At 63.2% G+C, this 11005-nt stretch carries 9 protein-coding genes; all 9 read left to right on the top strand.

Annotated elements, in window-relative coordinates:
• Positions 1-187 precede the first annotated feature (187 nt).
• The 9 genes from ACODTD_RS22640 to ACODTD_RS22600 all read left to right on the top strand — a co-directional run bounded on the left by ACODTD_RS22640 (position 188) and on the right by ACODTD_RS22600 (position 10965).
• Positions 188-2893 (top strand): TonB-dependent receptor, encoded by a 2706-nt coding sequence (locus ACODTD_RS22640; protein WP_489105230.1) that lies wholly within the window; start codon positions 188-190, stop codon positions 2891-2893.
• Between the two features lie 110 nt (positions 2894-3003).
• Entirely contained in the window at positions 3004-4875 is a 1872-nt protein-coding gene (locus ACODTD_RS22635) for an extracellular solute-binding protein (RefSeq protein ID WP_285354425.1), read from the top strand.
• A gap of 1 nt (position 4876) precedes the next feature.
• The gene (locus ACODTD_RS22630; protein WP_011335075.1) at positions 4877-5941 is read left to right on the top strand and encodes a microcin C ABC transporter permease YejB; all 1065 of its coding nucleotides are present in this window, start codon (positions 4877-4879) and stop codon (positions 5939-5941) included.
• Positions 5941-6963 (top strand): ABC transporter permease, encoded by a 1023-nt coding sequence (locus ACODTD_RS22625; protein ID WP_011335076.1) that lies wholly within the window; start codon positions 5941-5943, stop codon positions 6961-6963. Before ACODTD_RS22630 ends, ACODTD_RS22625 begins: the two co-directional genes overlap by 1 nt.
• Before the next feature lie 14 nt (positions 6964-6977).
• Positions 6978-8591: an ABC transporter ATP-binding protein gene (locus ACODTD_RS22620; RefSeq protein ID WP_285354426.1), complete on the top strand. Its 1614-nt coding sequence runs from the start codon at positions 6978-6980 to the stop codon at positions 8589-8591.
• Between the two features lie 148 nt (positions 8592-8739).
• Positions 8740-9261, top strand: coding sequence for a DUF3455 domain-containing protein (locus tag ACODTD_RS22615; RefSeq protein WP_011335078.1), 522 nt, complete (start codon positions 8740-8742; stop codon positions 9259-9261).
• 42 nt (positions 9262-9303) lie between these two features.
• Positions 9304-9837, top strand: a complete 534-nt coding sequence (locus tag ACODTD_RS22610) for a sigma-70 family RNA polymerase sigma factor (protein WP_041475357.1) — start codon at positions 9304-9306, stop codon at positions 9835-9837.
• Positions 9834-10529 (top strand): anti-sigma factor, encoded by a 696-nt coding sequence (locus tag ACODTD_RS22605; protein WP_285354427.1) that lies wholly within the window; start codon positions 9834-9836, stop codon positions 10527-10529. The genes ACODTD_RS22610 and ACODTD_RS22605 overlap by 4 nt, the downstream gene beginning before the upstream one ends.
• A 112-nt stretch (positions 10530-10641) precedes the next feature.
• Complete coding sequence (locus ACODTD_RS22600; protein WP_064597933.1) at positions 10642-10965, top strand: hypothetical protein; 324 nt, start codon at positions 10642-10644, stop codon at positions 10963-10965.
• The last annotated feature ends 40 nt before the right edge of the window (positions 10966-11005 follow it).

Here is an 11005-nt window from a genome sequence, read left to right as displayed (position 1 = left end):
GAGGGACGCGCCCGGCACCGCTCGTTGAATCCCGTCGCAATCGGCCGACCGAAAAAACGCAGCGCGTCTTCGGAGGGGATCGGCTTGCTTGAAGAAAGTGGTTTTCGCGGCGCGGCACCACCGTGCTCCGTGCAAAGAGGGCTCACAAGGCCATTTCGATAAACGTCTAACAAAGTCGGAAACAACCATGCTGATGAACACTCCACGCTTCACGCTCAAACCCTTGGTGGCGACGATTTCCCGCCACCGTTTCGTTCCGTTGTACCTGGTGGCCATGGGGATGGGCGCCGGGGTTCAAGCCGCCGAGGACGACAACAGCGTCCCGGCCGCCGCTGCGGTGGTCGCGCCGACCACGCAACTGCAACGGGTCGAAGTGACCGGTTCGGCGATCCGTCGGGTCGACGCGGAAACGGCGGTGCCGATCACCGTGCTCAAGGCTGAAGAGCTGCGCAAACAGGGCGTGACTACCACCGCCGAACTGGTGCAGCGCATCACCGGCAGCCAGTCGATCAACAACAGCGCAGGCTCGGTCGGAGCGGCCACCGGCGGCGCATCGTTCGCCGACATGCGCGGCATCGGCGCGAACAAGACGCTGGTGCTGCTCAACGGTCGCCGGCTGGCCAACAACGCCCTGTCGGGCACCAACTCGGCCGGCGGCGCGGTGGATCTGAACATGATCCCGTTTGCCGCGATCGAGCGCGTGGAAGTGCTGCGCGACGGCGCCTCGGCCCTGTACGGTACCGACGCCATCGGCGGCGTGATCAACTTCATCACCAAGAAATCCATGACCGACGGCCAACTCACCCTCGGCGGCGAAACCCCGACCCACAGCGGCGGCGGTGCGACCAAGGACATGAGCGCCAGCTGGGGCTACGGCGACCTCGAACAGGACCGCTTCAACGTGCTCGGCGTGTTCAACTACAACAAGCAACAGAACCTCGACGCCAACGACCGCTCCTTCGCCCGCGACTACGTGCCCGGCCGAGGCCTCGACCAGACCTCCGGCACCGCGTTCCCCGGCAACTACAGCCAGAACGGCAACGCCACCAACCCGCTGGCCAACAGCAATTGCAACGGCCCCAACCTGGTGGCCCGCGACGGCCTCTGCCGCTTCAGCACCCGGGAATTCATCGACCTGGTGCCGCAGACCGAGAAGACGTCGTTCTTCGGCAAGACCACCGGCAAACTGGCCGACGACCACAACGTCAACCTTGAATACTTCTGGTCGCGCAACAACAACGCCACCGCTGTCGGCCCGGCGCCATTGACCGGCCTGAGCCTGGATTCGTCCTCGCCCTACTATCCCGGCAACGGCATCACCCCGGCGCCCACCGGTTTCGCCCTCGACCCGACGCAACCGGTGGACGTGAACTGGCGCGAAACCGCCGCCGGCCCGCGTGAATCGAAAGACCAGAACACCAGCCAGCGCTTTTTGCTGAGCTTCGACGGTCTGGTGGGCGGCTGGGACTACAACGTTGGCGCCTCGTACAACCAGAACAAGATCGTCTCCAGCGTTACCAGCGGCTACGTCAGCGATCAGGCGATGATCGACGGTCTGGCCAGCGGCCTGCTCAACCCGTTCGGCCCACAGACCAGCGCCGGTCAGCAATACATCGACCAGGCCGCGTACCACGGCGCCTATTCCACGGCGGTCGGTCGGGTCGCCGGTTTCGACGGGCGGATCAGCCGCGAGATCGGTGACTGGTTCGGTGCCGGTCCGTCCGGCCTGGCCCTGGGCGGCGAGTACCGCAAAGAGAAATTCCACCAAGACTACGAAGCCTTTGCCGGCGACATCCAGAGCCTGGGCATCGACCCGGCCGGCAGCGTCGAGGGCGACCGCAGCGTGAAAGCCGCCTACGCGGAAATCAACGTACCGGTGCTCGACAGCCTGGAACTGTCCGCCGCTGTGCGTCACGACAAATACAGCGACTTCGGCAGCACCACCAACCCGAAATATTCGTTCCGTTATCAGCCGCTCAAGGAGCTGGTGGTCCGCGGCGCCTACAGCGAAGGCTTCCGTGCGCCGTCGCTGTATGAGCTGTATTCGCCGCGCAGCATCACCTACACCCAGGGCTACTACAACGACCCGGTGCTGTGTACTGGCGGCGTGGTGCAACCGGGCGGCAACGGCGGGCGCGATTGCGGTCAGCAGTTCCTCAACCAGATCGGCGGCAACGAAGACCTGGCCCCGGAGAAGGCGCGCAACGTGACGCTGGGCTTTGTCTATCAGCCGGTCAGCAATCTGTCCGTGGGCCTGGATTTCTGGTGGATTCACATCTCCAACCAGATCCAGCCGTTCCCGGAATCCACCGTGTTCGATCAGGCCGGCAGCTACCCTGACCGCTTCGTGCGCAACGCCGACGGCACGCTCAATTACATCGTCACCGGCAACGCCAACCTCGGCATCGTCGAAACCAACGGCGTCGATGTGTCGCTGGACTATCGCTTCCCGAACACGCCGTACGGTCAATTCGGCCTGGGCCTGCAAGGCACTTATGTCGACGAGTACGACTTCCAGAGCACCATCAAGGGCCCGTTCACCGACAAGGTCGGCGACTTCCGGGGTGACGGTGTGATCGCCCGCTGGAAACACAACCTGACCGGTTCCTGGACCTTCGGCGCCGCCCGCGCGGCACTGACCAACCGCTTCACCACCGGCTACAACGACTACGACCGCGAGACCAACGCACGGGTCGCGTCGTACTCGGTGTGGGACCTTTCGGCCGGCTACACCTTCGACAAGGTGCTGGACGTGGACGCCGGGGTGAAGAACCTGTTCGACCGCGATCCGCCGTTCTCCAACCAGGCTTACAACTTCCAGAGCGGTTATGACCCGCGCTACACCGATCCGCTGGGCCGTACGCTGTTTGCGCGCATGACGTACCACTTCTGAGTCCCGGTCGGGGCCGCGCAAGACTCCGGCCGGCCCCTTCCCCTTGCGAATTCGCATCCCGCAGCGGCCAGCCGCCGCTCCGGGCTTTTCCCGCTCAGAGGAACGACTTCATGACATTCATGCGCAACATGGCCGGCCTGCTGCTCGGCAGCGCGCTGCTGTGCAACGCGGCAGCTGCGCTGGCCGGCGGCAGCTACGCGATGACGGTGTACGGCGAGGCGCCGAAATACCCCGCCGGTTTCCAGCACTTCGATTTCGTCAATCCCGACGCCCCCAAGGGTGGCTCGCTCAGCCGCGCTTCGATGGAGATCGGTCAGTACAACTACATCACCCCGTATGCCGATCAGGGCATTTCCGTGGTGCAGGTCAACGACTGGGTGTATTCGCCGCTGGCGTTCCGCTCGCTGGACGAGCCTTACACCGTCTACGGTCTGGTGGCGCAATCCATGGAGCGCGATCCCGGCGGCCTGTGGGTGCGTTTCAACCTGAATCCCGAGGCGCGTTTCGCCGATGGCACGCCGATCACCGCCGAGGACGTGCGCTACACCTTCGAACTGTTGATGACCAAGGGCAGCCTGAGTTATCGCCAGCAATACGCCGACGTGCAGGACGTGCTGATCGAAGGCCCGCGGCAGATTCGCTTCACCTTCAAGAACAACCTCAACCGCACCCTGGCGCTGGATCTGGCGTCGCTGCGACCGGTGCCCGAGCACTGGTGGAAAACCCGCGACTTCGCCAACGGCGGCGGCTTCGAGCCTCCGCTGGGCAGCGGCCCGTACCGGGTGAGCAAGGTCGACGCAGGACGCAGCATCAGTTTTCAGAGAGATCCGCACTGGTGGGGCAAAGACCTGCCGGTCAGTCGCGGGATGTACAACTTCGACAGCCTGACCGTGAATTTCTACGGCGACACCGATGTCGCCCGACAATTGCTGCAGGCCGGCGCGTTCGACTACAACCGCGAGTTTTCCTCGTCCGGCTACGTGGTCGGCTACGACAGCCCGGCCCTGCGCGACGGTCGCCTGCAACAGGCAATTCTCGCTCCGGACAAACCGACCTGCGCCCAGGGTTTCGTGTTCAACCTGCAGAATCCGCTGTTCAAGGATCGCCGCGTGCGTCAGGCGCTGAGCCTGCTGTGGGATTTCGAGTGGACCAACAAGCAGATGATGCGCGGCTTCTACGTGCGCCAGAACAGCTACTGGCCGAAGAGTGAAATGGCCGCCACCGCGCTGCCCGACGCCGGGGAGCTGGCGATCCTCGAACCGCTGCGCGGACAGATTCCGGACGAGGTTTTCAGCCGGGTCTATCAGGCGCCGAAAACCGATGGCAGCGGCTACATCCGCGACAAGCAGTTGCAGGCCCTGAAGCTGTTGGCCGAGGCCGGATGGACGCCGAAAAACAACCGACTGGTGAACGCCGCCGGCGAGCCCTTCGAATTCACCTTCCTCGACGGCCAGGGCGGCTTCGACCGCATGCTGCTGCCGTACAAACGCACCCTGGCGCAGATCGGCATCACCCTCAACTTGCGACGTATCGATTCGGCGCAATACATCAACCGGCTCAACGCCCGGGACTACGACATGATCGTCACCAGTTTCCCGCGCAGCGGCGATCCGATCGTCTCGCCGGGCCGCGAGTTGTACAGCCTGTACGCCTCACAGAGCGCCACGCAGGTCGGCAGTTCCAATTCGATGGTGCTGGCGGATCCTGCGGTGGACCGGCTGATCGACGGCCTGGTCCAGGCCAATACCCGCGACGCCATGGTGCGTTACGCCCGCGCCCTCGACCGGGTGCTGCAATGGGGTGACTACATGATTCCCAACTACTACTCCAAAGGCACGCCGACGGTGTATCAGAACCGCTTTGGCAGGCCACCTGTGCAGCCGATTTACAGCGAAGGCCTCGACACCTGGTGGGAGGTCTCGGCCAAGCCGCTGACCAATCAGCAGATGAGTGCCTTGCGCCAGCTCGCGGGGGGCCAGTGACATGTGGCGATATCTGAGTCGACGTCTGTTGCTGATCATCCCGACGCTGCTGTGCATTCTGGTGGTCAACTTCGTCATCGTGCAGGCCGCGCCCGGCGGCCCGGTGGAACAAGCCATCGCCCGCCTGCAAGGCTTCGGCGGGCACAGCATGGGCGGCGCCAGCGAGGTCACCGCGATCGGCGGTGCCGGGCGCAGCAGCCGTGGCCTGGACCCGGCGCTGATCGAAGAGATCAAACACCACTACGGCTTCGACAAGCCGATGCACGAACGCCTGTGGCTGATGCTCAAGAACTACGCGCAACTGGATTTGGGCAGCAGCTTCTTTCGCGGTGCGAAGGTGACCGATCTGATTGTGCAGAAACTGCCGGTGTCGCTGTCCCTCGGCCTGTGGGCGACCTTGATCACCTACCTGATCTCGATCCCGCTGGGCATTCGCAAGGCAATCAAAAACGGTAGCGCGTTCGATGTCTGGAGCAGTACGGCGATCATCGTCGGTTACGCGATGCCGGCGTTTCTGTTCGCGATTCTGTTGATCGTGGTGTTCGCCGGGGGCAGCTACGTCAACTGGTTTCCGGTGCAGGGCCTGGTTTCGGACAATTTCGACAGCCTGAGCCTGTGGGGCAAGGTCGGCGACTACCTCTGGCACCTGGTGTTGCCGGTGACGGCGCTGGTGATCGGCGGTTTTGCGACGCTGACGATCCTGACCAAAAACAGCTTCCTCAACGAGATCAGCCGCCAGTACGTGATCACCGCGCGCGCCAAGGGCCTGACCGAAAGGCGCGTGCTCTACGGCCATGTGTTTCGCAACGCAATGCTGCTGGTGGTGGCCGGAGTGCCATCGGCATTGATCGAGGTGTTTTTCGCCGGCTCGCTGCTGATCGAAACCATCTTCAACCTCGACGGCCTCGGGCGCATGAGCTACGAAGCGGCGGTGTCGCGGGACTACCCGGTGGTGTTCGGCACGCTGTTTCTGTTCACCCTGTTCGGCCTGTTGATCAAGCTGATCGGCGACCTCTGCTACACCCTGCTCGACCCGCGCATCGACTTCTCGGCGAGGACTGCCTGATGTTCACACTCTCCCCTCTGGGCCGGCGGCGCATCGCCCAATTCAAGGCCAACCGTCGCGGGCGCTGGTCGCTGTGGCTGTTCATCGGGCTGTGCCTGATCTGCCTCGGCGGCGAACTGATCGCCAACGACAAACCGCTGGTGATCCGCTACCACAACGCCTTTTACTTCCCGATCCTCAGCGATTATCTGGAAACCGATTTCGGCGGCGAACTGCCGTTCCAGCCGGATTACGCCAGCAATTACGTACACAAACTGATCGAGGATCAGGGCGGCTGGATGCTGTTCCCACCGATCCCGTTCAGCTACGACACGGTCAATTACGACCTCACCGAACCGGCGCCGAGCCCGCCGTCCTCGAGCAACTGGCTGGGCACCGACGATCAGGCGCGGGACGTGTTGGCGCGGGTGATTTTCGGCACGCGGATTTCGATTCTGTTTGCGCTGATCCTCACCGCCGTCAGTGCGCTGGTCGGCATCGTGGCCGGGGCGTTGCAGGGTTATTACGGCGGCTGGGTCGACTTGCTCGGGCAGCGGGTGCTGGAGATCTGGTCGGGGCTGCCGGTGCTGTACCTGCTGATCATTTTGTCGGGGTTCGTCTCGCCGAGTTTCTGGTGGCTGCTGGGGATCATGGCGCTGTTTTCCTGGCTGGCACTGGTGGATGTGGTGCGCGCCGAGTTCCTGCGCGGGCGCAGCCTGGAATACGTCAAGGCCGCGCGGGCCCTGGGCCTGACGGACAGCGAGCTGATGCGCCGGCACATTCTGCCCAACGCCATGACCTCCACCCTCACCTACCTGCCGTTCATTCTGACCGGCGCCATCGCCACCCTCACCGCGCTGGATTTTCTCGGTTTCGGCATGCCCGCCGGCACCGCGTCGCTGGGTGAACTGATCGGCCAGGCCAAGCGCAATCTGCAAGCGCCGTGGCTGGGGCTGACGGCGTTTTTTGCCCTGGCGCTGATTCTGTCCTTGCTGGTGTTCATCGGCGAAGCCTGCCGTGACGCGTTCGATCCGCGATCCTGATCCCCGGAGCTGAAATGACCGACAACCTGATTGAAATCCGCGACCTGCGCGTCGCCTTCGCCGGGCACGAAGTGGTGCACGGCGTGAACCTCGACATCCGCCGTGGCGAATGCCTGGCACTGGTCGGTGAATCCGGCTCGGGCAAGTCGGTGACGGCGCACTCGATCCTGCGTTTGCTGCCAGGCAAGACCGTCAGTAGCACGGGCAGCATCCGCTACAACGGCGTGGACTTGCTGCACGCCAGCGAACAACAACTGCGCGGCTTGCGCGGCAATCGCATCGCGATGATTTTCCAGGAGCCGATGACCTCGCTGAACCCGTTGCACACGGTGGAAAAACAGATCAGCGAAGTGCTGGAGATCCACAAGGGACTCAAGGGCCGCGCCGCGCGCCAGCGCACGCTGGAGCTGCTGGAACTGGTCGGCATTCGCCAGCCGTTGCAGCGTTTGAAGGCCTATCCGCACCAGCTCTCCGGCGGCCAGCGGCAACGGGTGATGATCGCCATGGCGCTGGCCAACGAACCGGAATTGCTGATCGCCGATGAGCCGACCACGGCGCTGGACGTGACCGTACAGCAGAAGATTCTCGAGCTGCTGATCGAGTTGCAGCAACGCCTGGGCATGTCGCTGCTGCTGATCACTCACGACCTCAATCTGGTGCGACGCATCGCCCAACGGGTGTGCGTGATGCGCCACGGGGAGATCGTCGAACAGGCCGACTGCGAAACACTGTTCCGCGCCCCGCAGCATCCTTACAGTCGCCTGCTGATCGAGGCGGAACCGTCCGGCGCGCCGGTGCAGAGTCGCTACGATCACAACCTGCTGGAGGTGGACGATCTGAAAGTCTGGTTCCCGCTGCCCAAGGCGTTGTTCAGCTGCACCCAGCAATACATCAAGGCCGTGGACGGCGTGAGTTTCCGGCTGCAACGGGGCAAGACCCTGGGGATTGTCGGCGAGTCCGGCTCGGGCAAGTCGACGCTGGGCCAGGCGATTCTGCGGCTGGTGGAATCCGAGGGCGATATTCGCTTCGGCAACAAGCATTTGAGCCTGCTCAATCAGCGCTTGATGCGCCCGTTGCGCCGGCAGATTCAGGTGGTGTTCCAGGACCCGTTCGGCAGCCTCAGCCCACGGATGTCGGTGCAGCAGATCATCGCCGAAGGCCTGCTGACCCACGGCATCGGCACGCCCGAAGAACGTGAGGCTGCGGTGATCCGCGTCTTGAAGGAAGTCGGCCTCGATCCGCAGAGCCGGCATCGCTATCCCCATGAGTTCTCCGGTGGCCAGCGCCAGCGCATTTCCATCGCCCGCGCATTGGTGCTGGAACCGGCGTTGATTCTGCTCGACGAACCGACCTCGGCGCTGGATCGCACGGTGCAGAAACAGGTGGTGGAGTTGTTGCGGCAGTTGCAGATCCGCCATGGCTTGACGTACCTGTTCATCAGCCATGACCTGGCGGTGGTGCATGCGCTGGCGCACGACTTGATGGTGATCAAGGACGGCAAGGTGGTGGAACAGGGGTCGTCCCGGGAGATTTTTGCGGCGCCGCAGCATGCCTACACCCAGGAACTCCTGAAGGCCTCCGGCCTGGCATTGGCAAAAACCGGGAAAGAGCTGGTTACAACAATCTGACCAATGCTGAAGATCCCTGTGGGAGCGGGCTTGCAGTGTTTTCAAAATTATTTGTCGGGCCCTGCATCCAAACGCCTCCGTCACGGGTAGTCCCTGTAACAGCCCTCTTTCGGCTGTCAGCGGTTTACCCTTTTTCGGAGAAACACTGATGAACATCACCCAACTGATCGGCTTCACCGGTTTGCTCGCCGTCGCCTCGACAAGCTTTGCCCAAAGCAGTTATCCCGACGCGATCAAAGTGCCGGACGGCCACAAGATCGCGATGGAAACCACCGGGGTCGGCGAGATCACCTACGAATGCCGGGACAAGGCCAATGTCGCCGGCCAGACCGAGTGGGTGTTCGTCGGCCCGAAAGCGGTGCTCAACGATCGCAGCGGCAAACAGGTCGGCACCTACTTCGGCCCGCCCGCCACCTGGCAGGCAAAGGACGGCTCGAAAGTCACCGGCACGCAACTGGCCGTAGCGCCGTCGAGCCCGGGCAACCTGCCCTATCAGCTGGTCAAGGCCAACCCCGCCGAGGGCAAAGGCGCCATGAGCGGCGTGAGCTACATCCAGCGCGTCGCGCTCAAGGGCGGCGTGGCGCCAGGCAGCGAATGCACGGCAGCCAACAAGGGCAAACAGGAAGTGGTGAAGTACCAGGCCGACTACATTTTCTGGGCGGCGAACTGAGCCTGACTGGACGTTTGGCCGATGCTTGCTAGATTGCAAGACATGCCATTACCCGAAACCGCGTTCGATTACGAAGCCCGCCTCGCCGCCTGTGCCCGCGGCGAGCGCGGGGCCCTGCGCGAATTGTATGTGCAGGAAAGCCCGCGGCTGCTCGGTGTGGCCCGGCGTCTGGTGCGAGACACGGCGCTGGCCGAAGACATCGTTCACGACGCATTCATCAAGATCTGGGCTGGCGCGTCGGGGTTCGATCCGGCGCGCGGTTCGGCCCGGGGCTGGATGTTCAGCGTGACCCGCCATCTGGCGCTGAATGTGCTGCGCAATCACGACCGGGAAACGCCGTTGAACGACAGCAACGAATCTCCGGCGATTGATGACGACTTCGATGCGCTGGCGCAATCGACCCGCATCCATCGCTGCCTGCATCAACTGGAACCGCAACGCCGCCGCTGCATCCTTCACGCCTACGTCGACGGTTACAGCCACGCACAGATCGCCCAACGCCTCGACACGCCGCTGGGCACCGTCAAAGCCTGGATCAAGCGCAGCCTCAATGCGTTGCGGGAGTGCATGGGATGACCACCGAATCGGCGCAGGAACGCGATGAACTGGCCAGCGAATACGTGCTCGGCACCCTCTCGGCCGAAGCGCGCGCCGAAGTGCAACGACGCTTGCCCAACGAACCCGAACTGCAAGCAGCCGTGGACGCCTGGGAGCGGCGTCTGCTGGAACTGACCGACCTCGCGCCGGCGCATCAGCCCTCGTCGCAGTTGTGGCAACGCATCGAACGCAGTGTCGGGCAACTCACCCACAAGAGGGCGCCAGAGATTTCCTGGTGGAACCGCCTGTCGCTGTGGCGCGGCTTGAGCGCTGCCGGGCTGGCCGCGACCTTGTTGCTGGGTTCGATCCTGCTAACTCAAACCACCCCGAAACCGAGCTTTCTGGTGGTGCTGGTCGCCCCGCAGGACAAGGCGCCGGGCTGGGTGATCCAGGCCAGCAACCCACGGGAGATTCAGTTGATTCCGCTGGGCGTGGTCGAGGTGCCGACGGACAAGGCGCTGGAATTCTGGACCAAGGCCGACGGCTGGCAGGGTCCGGTGTCGCTGGGGCTGGTCAAGCCAGGGCAAGCGCTGTCGATCCCGCTGGACAAACTGCCGCCGCTGCAACCTAACCAATTGTTCGAGCTGACGCTGGAAGGCGCCAACGGCTCGCCGATCGGCAAACCCACCGGGCCGATCCAGGCAATTGGCCGCGCAGTGAAGGTGCTGTGACAAACCATCATCGGCGTCGATGTTCACCATCACGTCAATGAAGTTCTCTTAAAAAATCCCGGGCGTAACATCGGCTCCATACCAAACAAACAACACCCCGGAGCACACAATCATGAAACGCCAAGTCATCCTCAGCATTGCCCTTTCGGTTCTGGCCTTCAACGCATTTGCCGCCAAACCTGCCCACACCATGATCGCCGAAGGCGGTTCGGATCGTCTGATCGAACGCCGCGTTGCCGAAGGTGGTTCGGATCGTCTGATCGAGCGCCGCGTTGCCGAAGGTGGCTCGGATCGTCTGATCGAACGTCGCGTTGCCGAAGGTGGTTCGGATCGTCTGATTGAACGTCGCGTTGCCGAAGGTGGCTCGGATCGTCTGATTGAACGCCGCGTTGCCGAAGGTGGATCGGATCGTCTGATCGAACGCCGCGTTGCCTGAATGAATGGCTTGATCGCAACAACCCAGAAAAAACCCGGCT

It is taken from the genome of Pseudomonas sp. FG35 (genome assembly GCF_057809295.1).
This window is presented reverse-complemented; position numbering and strand designations above follow the sequence as displayed.

Coding starts and splice junctions, on each gene's coding strand:
- ACODTD_RS22600 (WP_064597933.1), top strand. CDS start 10,642: ATGAAACGCCAAGTCATCCTCAGCATTGCCCTTTCGGTTCTGGCCTTC.
- ACODTD_RS22630 (WP_011335075.1), top strand. CDS start 4,877: ATGTGGCGATATCTGAGTCGACGTCTGTTGCTGATCATCCCGACGCTG.
- ACODTD_RS22635 (WP_285354425.1), top strand. CDS start 3,004: ATGACATTCATGCGCAACATGGCCGGCCTGCTGCTCGGCAGCGCGCTG.
- ACODTD_RS22640 (WP_489105230.1), top strand. CDS start 188: ATGCTGATGAACACTCCACGCTTCACGCTCAAACCCTTGGTGGCGACG.
- ACODTD_RS22625 (WP_011335076.1), top strand. CDS start 5,941: ATGTTCACACTCTCCCCTCTGGGCCGGCGGCGCATCGCCCAATTCAAG.
- ACODTD_RS22610 (WP_041475357.1), top strand. CDS start 9,304: ATGCCATTACCCGAAACCGCGTTCGATTACGAAGCCCGCCTCGCCGCC.
- ACODTD_RS22615 (WP_011335078.1), top strand. CDS start 8,740: ATGAACATCACCCAACTGATCGGCTTCACCGGTTTGCTCGCCGTCGCC.
- ACODTD_RS22620 (WP_285354426.1), top strand. CDS start 6,978: ATGACCGACAACCTGATTGAAATCCGCGACCTGCGCGTCGCCTTCGCC.
- ACODTD_RS22605 (WP_285354427.1), top strand. CDS start 9,834: ATGACCACCGAATCGGCGCAGGAACGCGATGAACTGGCCAGCGAATAC.